Raw genomic sequence first — 23329 nt, forward strand, 5'->3', positions numbered from 1 at the left:
TGACGATGGTCGAATCCGCGGTTCCCGAACCCGCCGTGGCCGCCGGGGAGGACCCCCGTCGCTACGCGCAGCTGTTGACGGCCGTCTACGACGCCACGATGGCGGGTGAGCGGTCACCCGCGCGGCCTCGGGACGTCATCGGGGACTCGTGGCAACGAGTGATGAGTCTCGGCGTCGATCCCGAGAACGACGGCCCGTCCGACGCGGTCGAGGGAGCCGAACTGGACCGGATGCGCCGCGAATCCGGACTCGTCGACATCCTGCCCGAGCTCACTGCGAGCCTGCAGTCGATGTTGCAGGATTCGGACAACCTGCTGGTGCTCGCGGACGGACTCGGTCGGGTGTTGTGGCGCAGCGGAACCCCGGCCGTTCTGGGTCGTGCCGACCGACTGGGTTTCGTCGAGGGCGCGAGCTGGGCGGAGGAGAGCGTCGGAACCAACGCCATCGGCACCGCGCTCGTCTCGCGCAGCGCCGTGCAGATCTTCTCCGCCGAGCACTTCGTGCGCAGCCATCATGCGTGGACCTGTGCCAGTTCACCGATCAGGGACCCGCGGACGGGTCGCGTGATCGGATTGGTCGACGTCAGCGGTCCCGCCGCGTCGGTGCACCCCACGACCCTCGCCCTCATCGACACGGTGTCGCGGCTGGCGGAAGCCCAACTGCGCGAACAGCATCGGCGAACGCTGGACAGCCTGCGCTCCGTGGCTGCCCCGATGATGGCGGGATCGAGTCGGCCCGCCCTCGCCGTCGACGGTCACGGCTGGGTCGCCGCGGTGGCGTCGGTGCCGCTGTGTCACCGACTCGCGCTTCCCGACGAGGTGGCGCCGGGCCAGTTGTGGGTTCCGTCTCTCGGTTTCTGCGACCTCGAGCCGCTCCCCGGTGGGTGGATGGTCCGTCCGACGGAACCCGGCGGGGACGGACTGATGTCGCCGGACACGGCCGCCACGACACTGCGCATCGACCTGTCCGATTCCCGACGCACGGTCGTCGAGGTGCAGAGCCGGCACGGGCGCTGGACGCACCAGCCGAGTCCGCGGCATGCGGAAATCTTGCTCGTCCTCGCGCTGAACCGCCCGGGTCGCACGGCGGCGCAGATGGCGTCCGACCTGTTCGGCGATCACGGCCGGTCCATCACCGTGCGCGCCGAGCTGTCGCGATTACGAAAGGTGTTCGCGGGACTGGTCTCCACCCAGCCGTACCGGCTCGACGATGCGGTCGCGGTGGAGCTGGTCCTCCCTGCCGACCGGCAGCACGTCCTGCCGTATTCGTCGGCGCCCGCGGTGCGGCGATTTCGGGCACGGGAAGATCGGGTGTCGTGAGCCGCGTTCGCGACCCGTCGGCACCCGATCTCTCGTTCTCGCGAGTCAGGAGTAGTGGATCACTCCGCGGATGTTCTTGCCGTCCCGCAGATCCTGGTAGCCCTCGTTGACCTGCTCGAGCGAGTAGGTCGTGGTGATCAACTCGTCGAGCTTCAACTGACCCTGGTCGTACATCCGCAGCAATTTGACGATGTCGTACTGGGGGTTGGCCGAACCGAAGAGTGCGCCCTTGATCGTCTTCTGATTCAGCACCAGATCGAGTCCGGAGAGGTGAACCGTCATCTTGGTGGGGTCGGCGAGCCCGGTGATGACGACGGTCCCGCCCTTGCCGATGGCGGTGGCCGCGGCCGTGACCACCTCCTCGTCGACGGTACCGACCAGGATCAGTGCCTGATCGGCGCCCTGTCCCCAGGTCAGTTCGGTCAATTTCTCCTGTGCCGATTCCGCGTCCGCGAACGCGTGCGTCGCACCGAACTTGAGAGCCTGGTTGCGCTTCATCTCCACGGGATCGACGACCAACACGTGACGCGCGCCCGCCTGGACCGCGCCTTGCACCGCGTTGATCCCGAGGCCGCCGATGCCGTAGATGATCACCGAGTCACCCGCGCGGACCCCGCCCGCGTACACCGCGGTACCCCAACCGGACGGGACACCGCAGCCCACCAACACCGCGGTCTCGAGCGGCAACCAGTCGTCGACCTTCACCACCGAGTGCTGAGAGATGACGGCTCGCTCGGAGAACGTTCCGAGCATGCACATGCCGCCGAAATCGTTCCCCTTGCCGTCGTGGAATCGGAAGGTGCCGTCCGGCATGCAGCCTTCCAGGATGGTGGCGCCCATGTCGCAGATGCTCTGCCGGCCGGTGGAGCAGTAGCGGCACGTACCGCAATTGGGGATGAAGGAGCAGACGACGTGGTCGCCGACTCTCACCTTCGTGACCCCGACTCCGATCTCCTCGATCACGCCGGATCCCTCGTGTCCGCCGACCATGGGGAAGCGGGGCGGCAGATCCCCGTCGATCAGGTGGAGGTCGGAGTGACACAGGCCGGCGGCGGTGTACTTGATGAGAACCTCGCCGGGACCGGGTCCGTCGAGATCGAGTTCGAGGATCTCGAACGGCTTGTGAGCTTCGAACAGAACTGCGGCCTTCGTCTTCATGGTGGTTGTCGTTCCTCTCGGTGGTGACGGTCGAACGCCGTGTCGCTCAGCGGTGGATACGACGTGGCACCGATTCGACGCCCGGGAACAGCGTGTCCACGTGAGTGGGCCGATCGATGACGATATCCGCATCCATGCATCTGATAGTGACTGCCGTCACATCGATCGAGTGTCCAATTTCTGGACGATTATCCGGCGATCGAGAATTCCTTCATTCGCTTGTACAGCGTGGTGCGGCTGATACCGAGTCGTTCCGCCGTCATCCGCTTGTTCCCGTTGTGCCGTTCGAGTTCGGCCACGATGACCTCGCGTACCGCGGTATCGAGGACCGTCCTCGCCGCCGGAGCGGTCGCCCTTCGGGGGCGTCGCAGTTCGCGTTCGGTGATGTCGCCGACCGACCGCCGCGCCGCCGCCTCTCTCACCTCGGTGGCGAGCTCCGCCACGTTTCCCGGCCAGTGGTACTCGATCAGGGCGGTCATCGCGGCGTCGGTGAAACGCGCGGCGGATCCGTACCGTACGAGCAGGTCTCGGGCGATGTCGGGAATCTCGTGTCGACGTAGCCGCAGCGGCAGCAGCTCGACGGAACGAGCACAGAGCGAGAGCAGCGCTCGCACCTCCGAGATGTTGGCCTCGGCATCGGCGGACAGTGCGACTCGGCCCGTGGCCGCCCCGAGAACCTCGTGCACCCGATGGGCGAGCGGGGCATCGAAGAGATGGACGTTCTCGACGACGAGATCTCGACCGGCGTCGACGGCGTCGCGGACGGAGGTGATCCACGCGGAGCGGTCGTTCTCGAGCACGTCGGCCGCGTCGAACCATTCGGATTGCGTCACCGCCGTCGAACGGTGCAACCACCGGGTTTTTCCGGTTCCCGGCTCACCGATCACGGCCGTGGTCACGGGATGCTCCCGCCCCGGGCGGACGGTCGACACCGGAGACGTCTGCATCGGCCGGGATGGGGTGTCGACCGGATCGATCTCGAACACCGACCCCGATGCCGTGGCCGGCCTGGTCCAACACACCGACACCACCGCGCCGCTGTCGAGGGTCAGACGTGCGATGGCACCGCGACGGTTCGAGGCGTCGTCGGCCATCGATCGCAGCACCGCGTGGTCGACGGGCCCGACCATGCGGGCGGCCGCGGTGTTCTCCAGCAGGATCTCGTCCGCGAGGGCCACGACCGGAGCGCCGTGGCGGCGCGCGGACGCATCCTGGAACGCGTGGAAGAGTCGTTGCTCGCCGCTGCGGGTCTCGTCGAGAAGTCGGCCCACGATGTCGTGGGCGGAGTGCACCAGGATCGGACGCAGGAGGGGGTTGTCCTCGGCCGCCAGGAACGTGATGTCCAGGACGCCCTCGGTCCGCCTGGTCACGGGATGGATGAGTGGATACCCGTAACAGCTGAACCGCCGCATGGACTCGACGTAGTGCTCACCTTCGCGGACCGCGAGAGGAGCCCGGAGCTCGAAGGTCGTCGAGATGGAATTGGTCCCCGCGGACTGCTCGGTGAACGATCGACCCGGAACCACCCCGAGTCCGTACACGGCGTCGCGAAGCCCGCGGGTGCCGAAACGCATGTCGACCAGTTGCGCGTTTCGGTCGGCCAGGACCACGCAGTACCCGGCGCCGTCCAGCAGGCTCTCCATCCGGTCGAGGATCGGGTTCGCCGCCGAGAGCAGCCGGCTGCGCCGATCCACGTCGCCGAGGCTCGCGTTCTCGAGCGTGGCGGAGGGCAGCAATCCTGCGGACGCGGAACGCTTCCAGGACAGGGCGATCTCGTCCCGGGTGGCCCCGGCGTCGGGCGCACGTGTCGGCGTGGTCGATCCTGCGTCTCGAGGTACCGGTCGAGCCATGATCCGAGATTAGAACCGCGGGCGGGAAGCTGCGCCGGTTTCGCCCGGATGGTCCGGCCGCGACGAGCCGAGACGTCGATCTAGAGTCGAGCGATGGACATCCGTCTCGAAGTCGACGCGATCACCGCTGCTCTCGACCGATTCGACGCCGTGAGCCTGGAGTCCGGCGCGCGGCACGCGTCGGTGGTGATCGCCGTCGGCGGAGACCCCGGCTCCCGACACGTGCTGCTGACGAAGAGGCCGTCGCGCATGCGGGCGCACCCCGGCCAGTTCGCCCTGCCGGGCGGGCGGGTCGATCCGGGGGAGTCGCGGGTGGACGCTGCCCTCCGCGAACTCGCGGAGGAAGTGGGGATCGAGGTGGGTCCGGAGCGGGTTCTCGGTCGGTTGGACGACTACGAGACCCGCTCGGGTTACGTCATCCGACCCTTCGTGGTGTGGGTCGCGGATCATTCCGGGACCGAGGTGCTTCAGCCGGACGAGGTGGAGACGCTGTATCGGGTCGGGGTGGACGAGCTCGACGTCGATCCCCGGTTCGTCGAGATCGCCGAGTCGGACAAGCCCGTCGTGCAGTGGCCGTTTCGGACGTCGCTGGTGCACGCGCCCACCGGCGCGATCGTGCACCAGTTCCGCGAAGTCGTGCTGCAGGGCCGCTCGACACGGGTATCGGACTACGAGCAGCCCGTCTTCGCGTGGAAGTGACGCGGAGGCTCGTCGAGCCTCTCGGATGTGGCAGTCTGGCCCGGTGACCGAAGATCTGTCCGGGAGGGACTGGCCCCGGGCGGAGCGGGCTCGCAGCGGGCGCATCGTCACCGTGCCGAATGCCTTGAGTCTGCTGCGGCTCATCGGCATTCCGGTGTTCCTCTACCTGCTGCTCGTCGAGCAGTCCTACGGCTGGTCGCTGATCCTGCTTCTTCTCAGCGGTGGGACCGACTGGTTGGACGGGAAACTCGCCCGGCTCCTGGATCAATCGTCGGCTCTCGGGGAACTTCTCGACCCGTTCGTCGACCGGCTCTACATGGTGACCACTCTGATCGCCTTCGCGGTCGCCGACATCATTCCGTGGTGGGTAGCGGTTCTGTTGATCGGGCGAGACGCGATCCTCGCGCTCGCGCTGCTGCTGTACCGGCCTCGCGGCCTCGGGCCGCCCGAGGTGATCTACCTCGGCAAGGCGGGGACGTTCGTGCTCATGGCCGCCATGCCGTTCCTGCTCGTCGCGGAGACGGACTGGTCCGTGGCCGACGCCGTGTACGCACCGGCGACCGCCCTGTTGATCTGGGGTGTCGGTCTCTACCTGTGGACCGGCGCCCTCTATCTGTGGCTCGCGCTGGGCCCGGTACGTCGACTGCCCCGAGTGTGACGCAGGCTCTCGTATTGCGGGTCGGAGAAGCGCGTGAATACCCTGGGCGCACGAAAGCGCCGCTGCTCGATCTCGTCCCCGTGACGTCCGATTTCAGACGAAAGGATTCACCCCTGTGAGTCAGACCGATATCCCGACCGAGTTGCGCTACACCGCGGAGCACGAGTGGGTTCACCGCACCGGGCCCACGACGGTCCGCGTGGGGGTGACGGACTTCGCGCAATCGCAACTCGGCGACGTGGTCTTCGTGCAGCTCCCGGCCGTGGACGACGCCGTGTCGGCGGGGGAGTCGCTCGGCGAGGTCGAATCGACGAAGAGCGTCTCGGACATCTATTCGCCCGTGTCGGCCACGGTGCTCGCCGTCAACGGAGAACTCGACGGTGATCCGGAGCTGGTGAACTCCGACCCCTACGGTGAGGGGTGGTTGGTGGACCTGACCATCGAGTCGGAGTCCGAACTGGACGACCTGTTGGACGCGATGCTCGACGCCGAGGGATACGCGGCCATCACCACGGAATGACGTCGGCGACGGCGTGATGTGTGGGGCGGCGGCGAGTACCGCGCAAGCGTGCCCGGGCGTACCGGGGTGCAAGGTACGGTCGGTAAGGTCCTCACGTGGTCGCACGGTGTCTCGTGTCTGTCGAGTTCGGTCCGGGCAACCGGATCGGCCCGTAGTCGTCGGACGCCGCCGACAGTCATAAGCGTGATCGAGAATGTGCTGAACCGTCAGGTGGCTCGACGGTCAGATCGAGGAGGAGAAACGTGAGCGATAACGGTAACGACGGCGTGTACGGAGAGTCACCTGCGGAGACCACTTCGGTGTTCCGAACGGACTTCCTGAACGAGGTGGATTCCGCTGCGGCCCCGCAGGCGACCGAGACGCCGGTGTCCGGCGTCGAGGGTCTGCCGGTGGGTTCGGCCCTGCTGGTGGTCAAGCGCGGTCCCAACGCCGGATCCCGGTTCCTGCTCGATCAGCCCACCACCTCGGCGGGCCGCCACCCGGACAGTGACATCTTCCTCGACGACGTCACCGTGAGCCGTCGGCACGCGGAGTTCCGTCAGGAAGACGACGACTTCCAGGTGGTCGACGTCGGCAGCCTCAACGGCACCTACGTCAACCGTGAGCCGGTCGACGCCGCTGTTCTCGCCAACGGCGACGAGGTGCAGATCGGTAAGTTCCGACTCGTGTTCCTCACGGGACCCAAGTCCAACGCCACCGGCCAGGTCGGCGAGTCGTCTGCTGGTGCGGGCAGCCAATGACAGCAGTCGGGCAACAGTCCCACGGCGGAATGTCGATCGGGTCCGTTCTCGATCGACTCCGCCCCGACTTCCCCGACGTCACCATCTCGAAGATCCGTTTTCTCGAAGCCGAGGGGTTGATCTCCCCGGAACGAACGGCTTCGGGATACCGGCGTTTCTCGATCGAGGACTGCGAGCGTCTTCGCTACGTTCTCACGGCGCAGCGCGATCACTACCTGCCCCTCAAGGTCATCAAGGAGCAGCTCGACGCCCTCGACAACGGCTCCACCGTGTCGGTTCGCGACGAGGCCGTGGCGCAGCGAGGTCCGCGCGCCCTGGCGCTCGCGCCCGGGAGTGTCTCGCCCGACGAGTTTCTCGTCGACCGCGAGGTCCGCATCACGCGGTCCGATCTGTTGGAGCGCGCGGGGTGCGCCGAGTCCTTCCTGAACGACCTGCACAAGAGCGGCCTCATCACACCGGGGCCGGGCGGGTTCTACGACGACGAATCCGTCATGTTGGCGCGAACGGCGTCGGCGATGGCGCAGTTCGGTCTCGAGGTCCGGCATCTGCGCGCCTTCAAGCTCGCGGCGGACCGAGAAGCGGGTCTGGTGGCGCAGATCGCCGGGCCCGTCGCGATGAGCCGTGACGCGGGCGCTCGGGACCGCGCCGAGGAGTTGGTTCGCGAGCTCGCCGCGTTGTCTCTCACCCTGCACACATCGCTGGTGAAATCGGCGGTTCGCGGCATGCTCGATCGGTAGCGTGCCCGTCGGACAACGACGGTCGGGGCACGTCCCTGCGGTGAGCCGCACCGGACGGCCCATACACTGGGTTCTACGTCGATCGGCCGAAAGGACGTCGATCGACGACTGTCACTGGGAGGCGGCGCGATGAGCGAGATGCGCGTGATCGGAATCCGAGTCGAACAACCGCAGAACCAGCCGGTTCTGCTGCTCCGGGAATCGGAAGGCGAACGCTACCTACCGATCTGGATCGGGCAGACCGAAGCGAGCGCCATCGCGCTCGAACAGCAGGGCGTGCAACCACCGCGTCCGCTGACCCACGATCTCATCGGCGACATCGTGACCGCGCTGGGTCGAACCCTCAAGGAGGTCCGCATCGTGGACCTGCAGGAGGGGACCTTCTACGCCGACCTGGTCTTCGATCAGGGCATTCGGGTCTCGGCGCGTCCGTCCGACTCGGTGGCCATCGCGCTGCGTGCCGGCGTGCCCATCTTCGCCGAGGAACCGGTCCTGGCCGAGGCGGGTCTGGTCATGCCCGACGAACGGGAGGACGAGGTGGAGAAGTTCAAGGAGTTTCTCGACAACATCTCGCCGGACGACTTCAAGGCCACGGACGGTTGATAACGATCAAGTCTCACCCTCGACATTAGGTTGAGAGTCTGGGCGTGGCGCGTTGCCTCGCCGGTCTTCGGACCATAGCGTTCGGGTCGACAGAAGGACGTGCCGCACACGCGGTCGGGGGCGTATCCTCGGACGGAACGATCGTCACGGAATTCTTCGCTGGGTCGGCGGCGTCTCCACATTCGGAGCGACGCGAGCGATGAAGTATCCGAGAGGGAGAGAACACGTGGCAGATGAGCCGCACGAGCCGGAGCAGATGACTCTGCTGGACTCGAACGTCACGGACGAGGTTCAACCGGGCCTGTTTCCGGACGACTCCATCCCGGACGAACTGGTCGGATACCGGGTCCCGAGCGCCTGCCAGATCGCCGGCATCACCTACCGCCAGCTCGACTACTGGGCACGCACCGGTCTGGTGGTGCCGTCCATCCGCGGCGCGGCCGGATCCGGCAGCCAGCGGCTGTACTCGTTCAAGGACATCCTCGTCCTGAAGATCGTCAAACGATTGCTCGACACGGGCATCTCGCTGCAGAACATCCGAGTCGCCGTCGACCACCTGCGTCGACGCGGTGTCGCGGACCTCGCGCGGATCACGCTGTTCTCCGACGGCACCACCGTCTACGAGTGCACCTCGGCGGAAGAGGTCGTGGACCTCCTCCAGGGCGGTCAAGGCGTGTTCGGTATCGCGGTGAGCGGCGCGATGCGCGAACTCACGGGTGCCATCGCCGACTTCCCGGCCGAGCGTGCCGACGGCGGCGACAGCGAACCGACTCCGGAGGACGAACTGGCCTCCCGCCGCAAGAGCCGCGCGAGCCGCAAGACCGGTTGACCCGGGTTCGCCTACACTGGCGTACGCGTCGACGCCGCGCGGGAGAGCTTCGAGACGACTCGTCACGAGTCGTGTCGAGCGCCGAAGGAGCAGCACCTCTCCGTCAATCTCTCAGGCACCCGGGACCGTGCGGGCTCCGACGCCTCTGGAAAGCGGTGGAATCGACCACCCGCCCACGGGGAAAGGCGTCGACGACGCCGAATCTCTCAGGCGCCCCGCGCGGGGCATCGAGACAGAGGGAGAGGGGCGCCCTTCCCTGCGTGTAGGGCGTGCACCTCGGCCTCGACTCGCACGGGAGTTCATGTGTCCACCGAATTCAGCCGCACCTTCGTCGACCGGCACATCGGCCCCGACGCCGAGCAGACCGCGCGTCTTCTCGAGGTCATCGGCGTGCGTGATCTCGACGAACTCGCCGCCGCGGCCGTGCCGTCGGACATTCTCGATTCCGTGCACGACGGTGTCGCCGAGGGTCTCGAAGCGCTGCCGCCGCCGGTATCCGAGCAGGAGGCCCTGGCCGAACTCGCCGCTCTCGCGGCGCAGAACACCGTGGCCACGTCCATGATCGGTCTCGGTTATCACGCGACGCTCACGCCTCCCGTACTGATTCGCAACATCCTGGAGAACCCGGCCTGGTACACCGCCTACACGCCGTATCAGCCGGAGATCAGCCAGGGCCGCCTCGAGGCGCTTCTCAACTTCCAGACGATGGTCTCCGATCTCACCGGAATGGACATCGCCAATTCGTCCATGCTCGACGAGGGCACGGCGGCGGCCGAGGCGATGACCCTGTTGCGGCGCGCGAATCGCGCCACCTCACCCCGGTGTGTCCTCGATCAGGATCTCTTTCCGCAGACGCGCGCGGTCATCGCGACGCGGGCGGAGCCACTGGGCATCGAACTCGTCGACGCCGATCTGACTCGGGGACTCCCGGACGGCGACTTCTTCGGCGTCGTCCTGCAGACCCCGGGAGCCTCCGGACGCGTCGTCGACGCGACCGACGTGATCTCCGCGGCACACGAGCGCGGCGCCCTGGTGGCCGTCGGCACCGACCTCCTCGCCGCCACACTGCTGACGTCGCCGGGGGAGCAGGGCGCCGACGCGAGCTTCGGGACCACTCAGCGCTTCGGCGTACCGATGGGGTACGGCGGACCGCATGCGGGCTTCCTGGCCGTGCGCACCAAGCTCGCTCGGCAGTTGCCCGGCCGCCTGGTGGGCGTGTCCGTGGACGCGGACGGCGCCCCCGCGTACCGGCTGGCCCTGCAGACGCGGGAACAGCACATTCGACGCGAGAAGGCCACGTCCAACATCTGCACTGCGCAGGTGCTCCTCGCCGTCGTCGCCGCCATGTACGCGAGTTACCACGGCGCGGACGGTCTGACCGCGATCGCGAATCGGGTCGCCGGTCGAGCGCGAGCACTCGCGGCGTCCCTCGAGGCGGGTGGGGTCACCGTCGTGCACTCCGCGTTCTTCGACACCGTGCTCGCGAACGTGCCCGGTCGCGCCGCCGCCGTGGTCTCCGCGGCCAAGGCGGACGCGAACATCAACCTGCGCTTCGTCGACGACGACCACGTGGGCATCACCTGCGACGAAGCCACGACCGAGGCGCACGTCGACGCCGTGCTGACGGCGTTCGCCGTGACCCGAGTCGACGAGCCGGGGGAGTCGCGCATTCCCGATGCCCTGGTGCGTACCTCGGAGTTCCTGACGCATCCGGCGTTCCTGCGCTACCGCACGGAGACGGCCATGCTGCGCTACCTACGCGCGTTGTCGGACAAGGACATCGCTCTGGACCGCAGCATGATCCCCCTCGGCTCCTGCACGATGAAGCTCAACGCCACCGCCGAGATGGAACCCATCACCTGGCCCGAATTCGGCGGCCTGCACCCGTTCGCCCCGAAGGAGGACGCCCCCGGTCTGCTCCGCATCGTGGCGGACCTCGAGCAGTGGCTCGTCGCGGTCACCGGGTACGACGCCGTCTCCTTGCAGCCGAACGCGGGCAGTCAGGGTGAGTACGCCGGGTTGCTGGCGATCCGCAACTATCACCGCAGTCGCGGTGACGATCAGCGCACGGTGTGCCTCATCCCGTCGAGTGCGCACGGCACCAACGCCGCGTCGGCGGTCATGGCGGGGATGAAGGTCGTGGTGGTGGCGTGCCGCGACAACGGGGACGTCGATCTCGACGACCTCCGCGCCAAGGTGGACCAGCATGCGGCGACCCTGGCCGCCATCATGATCACCTACCCGTCCACGCACGGGGTCTACGAACACGAGATCGGCGACATCTGCGCGGCCGTTCACGACGCAGGCGGTCAGGTCTACGTGGACGGGGCGAACCTCAACGCACTCGTCGGGGTGGCTCGGCCCGGTCGCTTCGGTGGCGACGTCAGCCATCTCAACCTGCACAAGACCTTCTGTATCCCGCACGGAGGTGGTGGCCCCGGTGTCGGTCCCATCGGCGTTCGGTCGCACCTGACGCGGTTCCTTCCGGGCCACCCGTTCGAACCGGAGCTGGGGGAGACGGGCGCCATCTCGGCAGCGCCGTACGGGAGCGCGTCCATCCTGCCCATCACCTGGGCCTACATCCGGATGATGGGTGCCACCGGGCTGCGACGCGCCACGCTCACCGCGATCGCATCGGCCAACTACATCGCCCGTCGTCTCGACGAGTACTTCCCGGTGCTGTACACCGGAGACCGCTCCATGGTGGCGCACGAGTGCATCCTGGATCTGCGACCGATCAGCAAGCGCACGGGGGTGACCGTCGACGATGTCGCGAAGAGGTTGGCGGACTACGGTTTCCACGCACCGACCATGAGTTTCCCGGTAGCCGGCACGTTGATGGTCGAACCCACCGAGAGCGAGAACCTCGAGGAGATCGACGCGTTCGTCGACGCGATGATCTCCATCCGGCAGGAGATCGAGAAGGTGGCGTCGGGAGAGTGGTCGGTGGAGGACAATCCGCTCCGCGGCGCACCGCACACGGCGCACTGTCTGGCCACGGACTGGACGCACCCGTACTCACGGGAGATCGCCGCCTACCCCGGCGGGACGTCCCGGCCCAAGGTCTGGCCGTCGGTGCGACGCATCGACGGAGCGCACGGCGACCGCAACCTGGTGTGCTCGTGCCCCCCGATCGAGGCGTTCGACTGAGTTCGATCGGGTGAGGCGGGTCTTCCCCGCCTCACCCGGTGCTCATGGGCGCTGCAACTCCAGCATGGACACCTCCGGGGGCGCCGCCACGCGCACTGGTGGCCCCCACGTGCCGGCGCCGCGCGTGGTGAACACGGTGGTGTCACCGATGATGTCGAGCCCTTCGACCGTGGGTTGCTGCAACGGCACCAGGTACCGGATCGGCCAGATCTGACCGGCGTGGGTGTGGCCGGACACCTGGAAATCGACTCCCAGATCCGACGCCTCCAGCGCCTGCAACGGCTGGTGTGCGACCAGCAGGGAGAACCCCTCCGGGGTCGTACCCGCGAGCGCATCGACCAGATCGGGTGCGAAGGGGTCCGGTGCCGTCGCGTCCTCGATGCCCACCAGATCGATCCGGTCGTCTCCCCGAGTCAGCGTGACGCTCTCGTTGCGCAGCACCGTCAGCCCCAGCGAGTCGTACAGATCGAGCCACCGGCCGCCGTCGCCGGCGTAGAACTCGTGGTTGCCGCTGGTCACGTACACACCCAGCGGCGCATCGAGTTCGGCCAACGGGGCCAGCTCGTCGCCGACCAGATCCACGCGACCGTCCACCAGATCACCCGCGACGAGGATCAGGTCCGGGTCCTCGGCGTTGATGGTCTCCACGAGGTCGCTGACGAAATCTCGACCGCGTGACGGGCCGATGTGCAGATCGGACACCAACGCGACCGACGTGCCCTCGAACGTGGAGGGAAGGTCGTCCAACGCCACCGCGGTTCGGGTGACCTGTGGGTTCGCAGCTTCCACGACGCCGTATCCGACGGCGCCGACCGTGCCCACCACCAGGACGGCGGAGCTCGCACGCACGAACGAGGTCCGCGCCGACGTGCCGTCGCGTCGCGTCAAGGCCGATCCGGCCCGCACCAGGAGGGCGATCACCCCGATGATCATCGCGCCGACGGTCAGATAGAACAGCGCGGCCAGCCAGACGAGACCGGGGAACGCGATCGGCATGGCCCACGACGGATCGAGCACCTCCGCGTTCCCGGAACCGACGACGGCCGCGGCCCAGAAGAGGACGAGGACGGCGTCCGCGGCCCAGCGGGCTCCGCGGGGGAGTCGGGTCGCGACCACCAGGCGCCGGTGCAGATAGAACGTGACGAGTCCGAGAATCACGCCGAAGACGAGCATTCGGATCACGCGGGCGCCATGGATCGTTCGAGCAGACCGGGAAGGCCCGGGTCCGCGGAGGTCGTCTCGATCATCTGTCCACCTGTCTGCGCTGCGAGAGACCGCAACGTGTCGATATCCGAGTTCTCCGCCAACGACACGACGTCGATGCGGACGGGGCGCGCCGGGTCGGAGGCCGCGGCGATGGTGTCGAGGAACGTCGCCGAGGTCAGCGAGGTGTCGTCGTCCGGGCCGTCGGTGACGAGCACCAAGGAGTTGGGCCCGTCGGGGTTCCACGATGCCACGGCGGATTGGTAGGCCTGGACGACGGAAGCGTACGTCGAGGTGGCGGTGGCGGGTGTCAGGGTGCCGAGTTCGGCGGCGATGCCGGCCCTGCGATCGTCGCTCAGCGGCGCCAGTTCGGACACCACTCGGTAGGGCGTGTCACCGACCAGCGCACGGCTGTACACCCAGAGCCCCACGCTGGAGGTCGCGGGCACCCGGCCGATGGCCTCCTGCAGGGCATCGGTGACGTTGGCGAGACGGGTGTCTCCGGCGTCGACGGACGCCATCGATCCCGACACGTCCAGGAGCACGGTGGAAGCGCTCGGTCGCACCGGCGCGGCCAGAGTGTCCTGCAGTACGGACGCGGCGTCGTCCGGGAGAGGTGGCAGGGGTGCCTCGATGTCGGGAAGCGAGGTTCCGTCGGGCGTCGAGGGTGCGGCACGGGGTGTCCCGTCCGCGTCGAGAACTCGGAACCCGGCGGCGGTGACGATCCCCGCCCGCTCGGGCGCTCGGGCGAACTCGAGCAACTCCGCGGCGGCCAGGCTCTGCGAATCGTCGACGCCGGTCAGGAGAACGGCGGGACGGTCGACGACGGGAGTCGGCCCGGCGGGACGGAACACCGCGATGGACATTCCGTCGGACTCGGCGGCGACGGCCTGCTGCTCGCTGACCGGGACCGCATGAATCGCGGCGGCGGCAGGATCGGGAGCGTTCGCGATGATCGCCAGTGCCGCCGCGGTATCGGCCGGTGCGTCGGCGACGGCCGAGGCCGCGATGGACAGACGAGAGACGGCGTCCCGGACCGGGGCGGACGCGGCCTGCTCCGCGGTCACCGCCGGGGCCACAGCACCGGTCGGGTCCTGGGCCGGTGATCCGACCGCGGCGGCGACGGCGCCCAGCGCGGCCGTCGTCGTCTCGGTGTCGACGGTGGGCAACGCCGGACGCAACGCGCCCCAGCCCGGAGCGCCGAGTTCGTCCAGGGCTCCCGGCCGAGAGGTCAGTGCGGGAAGGTCGCCCCACTCCACGCCGGCCCGGCCGAGGACGTCGGCGAGAGCCGGTGCCACCGCGAGCACCACCGGACTCGACGCGAAGCCGCGCGGCGGTCCCTGGGTGCGACCCGCGTCGGCCGTCACCCGGGAGGCGACGGCCGACGACGCCGGAATCCACAGGGCGGTGCCGTCGAGCGGTTCGGTGCCCGCGACGACATCGGTGGTGACGCATCGATCGCGGACCACCGGTTCGGTCGCGTCCCAGTCGGCGGCGATCTCGCGGACGGCTTCGGCGATGTCGGGGCTCGCCACCACCGACAGGGTGGACGGGCCCTCCACACACGCTCGGGCCGCCTCCTCGCCCTGGGCGGTGATGCGGTCACGAAGAGCGAGCCACCCGAAGATCGTCGCCGCGGCCACGGCGAGCACCACGACGAGCACGATCGGCCCGCGACTCACTCCACGACGAACCCCGCCTCCGGCGGAGGCGGGGCGTCGGTGCTCACCCATCGATGTTCCGATCCGCTGCGCGGGGGATGTTCCGATCCGCTGCGCGGGGGATGTTCCGATCCGCTGCGCGGGCCGGAACCGGTCCGCGTTCGATCATCGACGTCACGGTCCCAGTATTCCAGGCTGCGCGGCGGGGTCGGGTCAGGCGTTGGCGGCCTTGTACTCCCGCCGACGCCGATGCAGGATCGGCTCGGTGTAACCGTTGGGCTGCGAGGTGCCGAGCAGGATCAGATCCTTGGCCGCGTTGAAGGCGATGTTTCCCTCGAAGTCGTCGGCCAGGGCTCGATACGTCGGGTCGTCGGCATTCTGCCGATCCACCACCGGGGCCATCCGCTTCAACGACGCCACGACGTCGTCCTCGGAGACCACGCCGTGACGAAGCCAATTGGCGAGCAATTGACTCGAGATGCGCAGCGTCGCACGGTCTTCCATCAGCGCGACGTCCTCGATGTCCGGCACCTTCGAGCAACCCACGCCGTGATCGATCCAGCGCACGACGTAACCGAGGATGGACTGGCAGTTGTTGTCGAGCTCGTTCTGCTTCTCCTCGTCCGACCAGGAGGTGTCGGGTGCGAGAGGGATCTCGAGGATGTCGTCGACGCTCGCCCGACGCGCCTTCGCGATCTCCTCCTGGCGGGCGAACACGTCCACCCGGTGGTAGTGCATCGCATGCAGGGTCGCGGCCGTGGGCGAGGGAACCCACGCGGTGTTGGCGCCGGCCGTGGGGTGGCCGATCTTCTGCTCGAGCATGTCGTGCATCAGATCGGGCATGGCCCACATGCCCTTGCCGATCTGAGCCTTGCCCTCGAGACCGGCGGCGAGACCGGTGTCGACGTTCCAGTCCTCGTACGCGGCGATCCACTTCTGCTTCTTCATCGCCGCCTTGCGGACGACGGGACCGGCCTCCATCGAGGTGTGGATCTCGTCGCCGGTGCGGTCGAGGAAGCCGGTGTTGATGAACACCACCCGCTCCGACGCGGCCAGGATCGCGGCCTTGAGATTGACGGTGGTGCGCCGCTCCTCGTCCATGATGCCGACCTTGAGGGTGTTGCGGGACAACCCGAGCAGGTCCTCGACCCGCCCGAACAGCTCGTTCGTGAAGGCCACTTCCTCGGGGCCGTGCATCTTCGGCTTCACGATGTAGAGAGAGCCGGTACGGCTGTTGGTGAGCGCGACGTCGTCGGCCAGGCTGTGCTTCCCGCACAGCGACGTCATGACGGCGTCGAGGATGCCCTCGGGGATCTCGTTCCCCTCGGCGTCGAGGATCGCGTCGCTGGTCATGAGGTGTCCGACGTTCCGGACGAACAGGAGGGAGCGTCCGTGCAGTGTCAGCTCGGACCCGTCCAGCGCCGTGTACGTGCGGTCCGGGTTCATGGTGCGGGTGAAGGTCTTTCCGCCCTTGGTGACCTCCTCGGCGAGGTCGCCGCGCATGAGCCCGAGCCAGTTGGTGTAGCCGAGGACCTTGTCGTCGGCGTCCACCGCGGCCACGGAATCCTCGAAGTCCATGATGGTGGTCACGGCCGACTCCAGGACGACGTCCTTGACGCCCGCGGCATCGGTCTTGCCGATGGGGTTCTCGGGGTCGATCTGAATTTCGAAGTGAAGGCCGTTGTGGGCGAACAGAAGTGCGGTCGGCGCGGCGGCATCGCCGGTGTACCCGAGCAGCTGCGCCGGATCGGCGAGTCCGACCGTCTCGCCGCTCTCGAGGGTGACAGCGAGGGCGCCGCCGTCGATCGCGTACCGGGTCGTTCCGACGTGCGAACCCGACGCGAGCGGAGCGGACTCGTCGAGGAATCCCCGGGCGTAGGCGATGACCTTGTCGCCGCGCACTCGGTTGTACGAGGTGCCCTTCTCCGCGCCGCCGTCCTCGGGGATGGCGTCGGTTCCGTAGAGCGCGTCGTAGAGCGAGCCCCACCGAGCGTTGGACGCGTTCAGTGCGAAGCGGGCGTTGAGCACCGGCACCACCAACTGGGGACCGGCGGTGCTGGTGATCTCGCGGTCCACCCCCGCGGTGGTGATCGAGAAATCGGCCGGCTCGTCCTCGAGGTAGCCGATCTCCTTCAGGAACGCCTTGTACTCGGCGCGGTCGTAGCCGGTGCCGGGGTGCTCCGCGTGCCACGCGTCGAGCTTGCCCTGGATCTCGTCTCGGGTGGCCAGCAGAGCGCGATTCTTCGGAGCCAGGTCCGCGACGATCCACGCGACACCGGACCAGAAGTCGGCCGGCTCGACCCCGGTTCCGGGCAGCGCCTTCGACTCCACGAAGTCGTGGAGCACCGCTGCCACCTGCAGACCACCAACCTGGACGCGTTCCGTCATCACAGCCCCTTTGTTCGACTTTCGCCTGCCGCGGCGTCGTTGCCGCGGCCGGTCGAGCTAGATGTTACCCACTGGTAGCCACGCGCCCGACCAGAGTTGCACTCGCGTGTCTCACCGGGCGTCGACCGCGGCGACCACGTCTCGACAGTGATCGGCGACACGCGTGCGCAGTTCCACGGCACGATCCATGACGCCCATCTGAGCGCGAACGTACTCCGCGCGCCCACTCGGTGTCTCGATCTTCACGGGCTCGTATCCGTACTCGCTCAGGTCGTAGGGACTCGCCCGCATGTCGAGTTCGCGCGCAGCGACCGAGAGCTCGAAGCAGTCCATCAGCAACTCCGACGGGATCAGCGGCCCGAGCTTGGCGCACCACTTGTAGAGATCCATCGACGCGTGCAGGCATCCGGGTTGCTCGGACAGCAACCGATGGTCCGGGGTGAGCGGCTCGACGTTGAGCGGCACCGCGTCCGGGGTGAAGAAACGGAACGCGTCGTAGTGGGTGCAGCGCAGTGGCATCGAGCGCACCACCTCGTCCGTGCCGTCGTGCCCCAGCCGCAGCGGGACCCGGTGTCGCAGGGCGTCGGCCCCGCCGCGGTAAACCATCGCCCACTCGTGCAGGCCGAAGCACCCCAACTGAGGGGGGCGGACGGCGGTGCGGTCGAGCAGAGCGATCACGAACTCGAGTGCCGACCGACGTCGTCCGACGAACTCGTCGGACACGGTCACCGCGGTGTCCGCGACGCCGACGTTCGCGTCCCGATATCCGGCACCACCGAGGTACTCCGTCGCCGCGGCTCCGGTCAGCGTCGCACCGAACCCGGGGTGCCAGCGCTTGAGGTGGCCGGGCTTGAGGCTGTAGTAGGTGAACAGGAAGTCCAGCACCGGGTGCGTCGCTCCGGCCGACCGCGCATCGAGGTAGACGCCGATCGAGCCGTCGACGCGCCGCCGGTGGGCGTCGCGTCGCGGGACCCACTCGCTCTCGGCGAGGACGGCGGGCGCCGGCACCGTCACCAACCGGAGGGCAGCGGGCGACCCTCGGCGAAACCGGCGGCCGACTGGATGCCGAGCACCGCGTCGCGATGCAGATCGTCCAGCGATCGCGCACCCGCATAGGTGCAGGTACTGCGTACCCCGGCGCAGATGTGGTCCATCAGGTCCTCCACGCCGGGACGCTCGGGATCGAGCCGCATCCGAGAGCTCGAGATCCCCTCCTCGAACAGTCCCTTGCGAGCCTGATCGAACGCGCTGTCCGTTGCCGTTCGGGCCGCGACGGCACGCTTGGACGCCATGCCGAAGCTCTCCTTGTACGCGACCCCGGAGGAGTCGACCCGCAGATCGCCGGGGGACTCGTGTGTACCGGCGAACCACGATCCGATCATCACGTTCGACGCCCCGGCGGCGACGGCGAGAGCCACGTCGCGGGGATGGCGGACGCCGCCGTCCGCCCAGACGTGCTTGCCCAGCGCGCGGGCGGCGGCCGCGCATTCCTCGACGGCCGAGAACTGGGGTCGGCCGACCCCCGTCATCATGCGCGTGGTGCACATGGCGCCGGGGCCGACACCGACCTTGACGATGTCGGCACCGGCGGCGATCAGATCACGGGTGCCCGATGCGGACACCACGTTCCCGGCGACCAGCGGTACGTCGAGGCCGAGGGCCGCGACGGTGGTCAATGCATCGAGCATCTTCTGCTGATGACCGTGGGCGGTGTCGAGCACGAGCACGTCCGCACCGGTCTCGACCAGGGCGGTCGCCTTGGCCGCGACGTCTCCGTTGATGCCGACCGCGGCGGCGACCCGCAGTCGGCCCGAGGCGTCGACGGCGGGTGCGTAGATACCGGCACGCAGCGCGCCGGTGCGGGTGAGAACGCCTGCGAGAGTGCCGTTCTCCGCCGTGAGCACGGCGAGGTTCTCGTGCCGGGATTCGAGCAGTTCGAAGATCTCACGCGGACTCGTGGCCACGGGTGCGGACACGAAGTCGGCGGTGGCCACCGTGGACAGCCGGGCGAACCGATCGACCTCGACGCACGCTGCCTCGGTGACCACGCCGACCGGGACGGGCCCGGCGTCCGTCGTCTCGACGACGACGACCGCCCCGTGCGCGCGCTTGGGCATCAGGGCGAGGGCGTCGGACACGGACGCGTCCGGCGTGAGCACCACCGGGGTGTCGGCCACGAGGTCCCGGCTCTTGACGAACTCCACGGTGGCGGCGACCGCTTCGATCGGAAGGTCCTGGGGGAGAACGACCATCCCGCCGCGTCGGGCGACGGTTTCGGCCATCCGTCGGCCCGCGACCGCGGTCATGTTGGCCACGACGATGGGAACCGTGGTTCCCGAACCGTCGACGGTGGCCAGATCCACGTCGAAACGGGAGGTGACGGTGGTGTGATTCGGCACGAGGAACACGTCGTCGTACGTCAGGTCGTAGGGCGGGCGCTGGTCTCGAAGGAATCGCACGGGGATCGAGCGTACGCGACGGTCCTCGGACGGGCGGCGATCGACGTCACCGGCCCGCCACCGAGGAACGGTGACGGGCCGGTGATCGGGGTGGATCAGGCCTGGATCTCGGACCGGTCACCGCTCCAGAGCGTGTGGAACGATCCCTCGGCGTCGATGCGCTCGTAGGTGTGGGCGCCGAAGTAGTCGCGCAGTCCCTGGGTCAGAGCGGCGGGAAGCCGTTCGGCCCGCAGGCCGTCGTAGTAGGACAGGGCGGAGGCGAAGCCCGGCACCGGGATGCCGAGGAGCGTGGCGGTGGACACCACGCGGCGCCAGCTGTCCACGGCATTCTCGACGGCGTCGCGGAAGTACGGCGCGAGAACCAGGCTGGGAAGCGCGGGATCCGCCTCGTAAGCCTCCTTGATGCGATCGAGGAAGCGGGCGCGAATGATGCAGCCGCCGCGCCAGATGGTGGCGAGGTCGCCGGGGTGCAGGTCCCACCCGTGCTCGACGGAACCCGCAGCGATCTGATCGAAGCCCTGGGCGTACGCGACGACCTTGGACGCGTAGAGCGCGGAACGGATGTCCTCGGTGAACGTCTCGATGTCCTCGGGCTTGGCCGACAGGGTTCCGGACGCGAGACCCTGTGCGGCGGTGCGTTGACCGCGAGCACCGGAGAGGGCGCGAGCGAACACCGCTTCCGCGATACCGGTGACCGGGACGCCCAGATCGAGCGCGGACTTGACGGTCCACCGGCCGGTGCCCTTCTGTTCGGCGGCGTCGACGATGACGTCGACCAGGGGCTTGCCGGTCTTGGCGTCCGTGTGCGCGAGCACCTCGGCGGTGATCTCCACGAGGTAGCTCTCGAGGTCGCCGCCGTTCCACTGACGGAACACTCCGGCGATCGCGTCGGAGTCCATCCCGAGGGCATCGCGCAACAGGTTGTACGCCTCGCCGATGAGCTGCATGTCCGCGTACTCGATGCCGTTGTGCACCATCTTGACGAAGTGCCCGGAACCGTCGGGACCGATGTGGGTGCAGCACGGGGTTCCGTCGACGTGCGCGGAGATGGACTCGAGCAGCGGACCGACCGATTCGTAGGACTTCGCCGGACCGCCCGGCATGATCGACGGTCCGTTGAGGGCACCTTCCTCGCCGCCGGAGATGCCGGCTCCGACGAACAGCAGTCCCCGCTCCTTGAGGGAGGCTTCGCGGCGAATGGTGTCGGTGTACAACGCGTTTCCGCCGTCGATGATGATGTCGCCCTCGTCCATGAGAGCGGCCAACTCCTCGATCACGGCGTCGGTGGGGTCGCCGGCCTTGACCATGATGACGACCTTGCGGGGAACGGCGAGGCTGGCGACGAAGTCCTCGGTGCTGTACGACGCGACGAAGGTGCCGTCCTGACCGTGCTCCTCGAGGAGGGTTCTGGTCTTGGAATCGCTGCGATTGTGCACGGCGACGGTGTGTCCGTGCCGGGCGAAGTTGCGCGCCAGGTTGGAGCCCATCACGGCGAGGCCGGTGACGCCGATCTGTGCGAGTTCGGGGGAATCGGAAGAAGTCATGCCCCTAGTTTTCCCTGCGGCGGCGTCCACCGAAACTCGGGGGGCGAGACCGATCTCGTCACCACCGACGACGAGACCCGACCGGACGGAGTGAAAACGCCTGGTCGGGTCTCGTCGTACCGGTCGGAGCCGGATCAGCTTGCGGAGCCTCGGCCCGCGCGGCTGCGGAAGCCCCCGGAACGCGACTCGTCGGTACCCCGACGGTTCTCCTCACGGCCGCGGTAGCCGCCGCCGCCGGATTCGCCGCCGCGGTAGCCACCGGTGCGGTTCTCCTCACGGCCGCGGTAGCCGCCGCCGCTGGATTCGCCGCTGCGGTAGCCGCCGGAATCGCCACCGCGGTAGCCACCCGTACGGGGTGAGCTTCCCTGGTAGCCACCGGTGCGCGCGGCCCCGGCGTAACGCGAGGGAGCGCCGGAGCGCTCGCGACGCGGTGCCTCGTGCACGGGTTCGCCGGACGGCGCCTTGGCTCCGGTGATCGAGTTGAGCTCGGTCGACCCGGGGGAGACGTCGACGGAGGTGACCTTGACGCCGGCCATCCCGGTCAGCTTGCCGATGATGCGGCGCTGGTTCGGCAGAGCGATCGCGACCACGGTTCCGGCTGCGCCGGCGCGAGCGGTACGGCCCGCGCGGTGCATGTAGTCCTTGTGGTCGGCCGGGGGGTCGACGTGGACCACGAGATCGATGCCGTCGACGTGGATGCCGCGAGCGGCCACGTCGGTGGCGACGAGCACGGGGGTGCGCCCCGACTTGAAGCGATCGAGAACGCGGGTGCGCTGGTTCTGCGCCTTGCCGCCGTGCAGGGACTCGGCGTGCACTCCGGCCGCGCGAAGGCGATCGGTGATGCCGTCGCAGCCGAGCTTGGTGCGCGCGAACATGATGGTCCGGCCACCCTCACGCGAGGCGATCTCGGACAACACGATGTCCTTCTGACCGCGACCGACGTTGAGGATGTAGTGGTCCATGGACTCGACGGCGGCCTTGCTGTCGCCGGTCGAGTGCTGGACGTGGTCGGGCAGGAACTGTCGCACCAACGATTGGACCTCACGGTCCAGGGTGGCCGAGAACAGCATGCGCTGACCGGTCGGCGCGGTCTGACCCAGGACTTCGCGCACCTCGGGCAGGAATCCCATGTCGGCCATCTGATCGGCCTCGTCGAGGGCGGTGATCTCCACGGCCTCGAGCACGCAGGTGCCCTGGCGGAGGTGGTCACCGAGGCGACCGGGGGTGGCGACGAGCACGTCGACGCCGCGGCGCAACTGATCGGCCTGGCGTCCGAACGGGGTGCCGCCGACGGCGGGACGCACGGACAGTCCCAGCGCCGACGCGTAGGCGTGCAACGAGTCCACGACCTGGAAGGCGAGCTCACGCGTGGGAACGAGGATGAGAGCGCGCGGGCGCTTCGGGGCGGGACGAACACCGGCCTCGGCGAGACGGGTGAGCATCGGCAGGCCGAAGGCCAGGGTCTTGCCGGAACCGGTCTGCGCGCGTCCGAGGACGTTGCGGCCGGCCAGAGCGTCGGTGATGGCCATCTTCTGGATGGGCGACGGCACCGTGATGGAGTTACGAGCCAGAGCGCTCACGATGGCCTCGGGCAGGCCCAGGTCGGCGAACGTGACCTCGGCAGCGACATTCGCGTCGACAGGACTGCTGTCGAGCGGCGCAGCATCGGTGCTGGTGGAGGGGGTGGAAATGGGTGTAACGCTGGTCAACGCGGTGGTACCTCTCGTGGGTTGCAGGCGCGTCGCGGCGCAGCGAGCTGAACGCTGCCGCGCGGATAGGACGAGCCAGGGCACACATCACCTGGTCATCGA

Annotated in this window: 18 protein-coding genes and 1 riboswitch; of the genes, 9 read left to right on the forward strand and 9 right to left on the reverse strand. The window is 68.4% G+C overall.

Annotated elements, in window-relative coordinates; all coding sequences use genetic code 11:
* Window positions 1-5 precede the first annotated feature (5 nt).
* The gene (locus ACY466_RS10465; RefSeq protein ID WP_463245347.1) at window positions 6-1319 is read left to right on the forward strand and encodes a GAF domain-containing protein; all 1314 of its coding nucleotides are present in this window, start codon (window positions 6-8) and stop codon (window positions 1317-1319) included.
* Window positions 1320-1364: 45 nt separating this feature from the next.
* Here the strand turns inward: ACY466_RS10465 and ACY466_RS10470 are convergent, their stop codons facing one another.
* The gene (locus ACY466_RS10470) at window positions 1365-2477 is read right to left on the reverse strand and encodes an NDMA-dependent alcohol dehydrogenase (RefSeq protein ID WP_463245348.1); all 1113 of its coding nucleotides are present in this window, start codon (window positions 2475-2477) and stop codon (window positions 1365-1367) included.
* 188 nt (window positions 2478-2665) lie between these two features.
* Window positions 2666-4327 carry a sigma-54-dependent Fis family transcriptional regulator gene (locus ACY466_RS10475; protein WP_463245349.1) on the reverse strand — a complete coding sequence of 554 codons (1662 nt, stop codon included), beginning with the start codon at window positions 4325-4327 and terminating at the stop codon, window positions 2666-2668.
* 93 nt (window positions 4328-4420) lie between these two features.
* Here ACY466_RS10475 and ACY466_RS10480 point away from each other — a divergent pair, with 93 nt between their 5' ends.
* From ACY466_RS10480 to gcvP, 8 genes are all read left to right on the forward strand, one after another.
* Window positions 4421-5026, forward strand: coding sequence for an NUDIX hydrolase (locus ACY466_RS10480; protein WP_463245350.1), 606 nt, complete (start codon window positions 4421-4423; stop codon window positions 5024-5026).
* 25 nt (window positions 5027-5051) lie between these two features.
* A complete protein-coding gene (locus tag ACY466_RS10485) occupies window positions 5052-5684 on the forward strand; it encodes a CDP-alcohol phosphatidyltransferase family protein (RefSeq protein ID WP_463245351.1) in 633 nt (210 codons plus the stop codon).
* A 115-nt stretch (window positions 5685-5799) separates the two neighbouring features.
* Window positions 5800-6204: a glycine cleavage system protein GcvH gene (gene gcvH, locus ACY466_RS10490; RefSeq protein WP_463245352.1), complete on the forward strand. Its 405-nt coding sequence runs from the start codon at window positions 5800-5802 to the stop codon at window positions 6202-6204.
* Between the two features lie 242 nt (window positions 6205-6446).
* A complete protein-coding gene (gene odhI / locus ACY466_RS10495) occupies window positions 6447-6944 on the forward strand; it encodes an oxoglutarate dehydrogenase inhibitor Odhl (RefSeq protein ID WP_463245353.1) in 498 nt (165 codons plus the stop codon).
* Window positions 6941-7681, forward strand: a complete 741-nt coding sequence (ftsR, locus tag ACY466_RS10500) for a transcriptional regulator FtsR (RefSeq protein ID WP_463245354.1) — start codon at window positions 6941-6943, stop codon at window positions 7679-7681. Before odhI ends, ftsR begins: the two co-directional genes overlap by 4 nt.
* 129 nt (window positions 7682-7810) lie before the next feature.
* The gene (locus ACY466_RS10505; protein ID WP_463245355.1) at window positions 7811-8284 is read left to right on the forward strand and encodes a bifunctional nuclease family protein; all 474 of its coding nucleotides are present in this window, start codon (window positions 7811-7813) and stop codon (window positions 8282-8284) included.
* A gap of 256 nt (window positions 8285-8540) precedes the next feature.
* Entirely contained in the window at window positions 8541-9113 is a 573-nt protein-coding gene (locus ACY466_RS10510; RefSeq protein WP_463252219.1) for a MerR family transcriptional regulator, read from the forward strand.
* A gap of 29 nt (window positions 9114-9142) precedes the next feature.
* Window positions 9143-9251, forward strand: a riboswitch (glycine riboswitch).
* 165 nt (window positions 9252-9416) lie between these two features.
* On the forward strand, window positions 9417-12263 hold the full coding sequence (gcvP, locus tag ACY466_RS10515; protein WP_463245356.1) for an aminomethyl-transferring glycine dehydrogenase: 2847 nt from the start codon (window positions 9417-9419) through the stop codon (window positions 12261-12263).
* 42 nt (window positions 12264-12305) lie between these two features.
* On the opposite strand, the gene ACY466_RS10520 is transcribed toward gcvP, so the two are convergent.
* The 7 genes from ACY466_RS10520 to ACY466_RS10550 all read right to left on the reverse strand — a co-directional run bounded on the left by ACY466_RS10520 (window position 12306) and on the right by ACY466_RS10550 (window position 23227).
* Window positions 12306-13445 (reverse strand): metallophosphoesterase, encoded by a 1140-nt coding sequence (locus ACY466_RS10520; RefSeq protein ID WP_463245357.1) that lies wholly within the window; start codon window positions 13443-13445, stop codon window positions 12306-12308.
* Window positions 13442-15148 carry a VWA domain-containing protein gene (locus ACY466_RS10525; protein ID WP_463245358.1) on the reverse strand — a complete coding sequence of 569 codons (1707 nt, stop codon included), beginning with the start codon at window positions 15146-15148 and terminating at the stop codon, window positions 13442-13444. Before ACY466_RS10525 ends, ACY466_RS10520 begins: the two co-directional genes overlap by 4 nt.
* A gap of 192 nt (window positions 15149-15340) precedes the next feature.
* Window positions 15341-17515: a malate synthase G gene (locus tag ACY466_RS10530; RefSeq protein ID WP_463245359.1), complete on the reverse strand. Its 2175-nt coding sequence runs from the start codon at window positions 17513-17515 to the stop codon at window positions 15341-15343.
* A gap of 111 nt (window positions 17516-17626) precedes the next feature.
* Window positions 17627-18529: a 3-methyladenine DNA glycosylase gene (locus ACY466_RS10535; protein WP_463245360.1), complete on the reverse strand. Its 903-nt coding sequence runs from the start codon at window positions 18527-18529 to the stop codon at window positions 17627-17629.
* Entirely contained in the window at window positions 18526-19974 is a 1449-nt protein-coding gene (locus tag ACY466_RS10540) for a GuaB1 family IMP dehydrogenase-related protein (protein ID WP_463245361.1), read from the reverse strand. The genes ACY466_RS10535 and ACY466_RS10540 overlap by 4 nt, the downstream gene beginning before the upstream one ends.
* Before the next feature lie 95 nt (window positions 19975-20069).
* Entirely contained in the window at window positions 20070-21518 is a 1449-nt protein-coding gene (gene gndA / locus ACY466_RS10545) for an NADP-dependent phosphogluconate dehydrogenase (RefSeq protein WP_463245362.1), read from the reverse strand.
* A gap of 134 nt (window positions 21519-21652) precedes the next feature.
* Entirely contained in the window at window positions 21653-23227 is a 1575-nt protein-coding gene (locus ACY466_RS10550) for a DEAD/DEAH box helicase (RefSeq protein WP_463245363.1), read from the reverse strand.
* Window positions 23228-23329: the final 102 nt, after the last annotated feature.

Source organism: Rhodococcus sp. K11/5, from assembly GCF_055193735.1.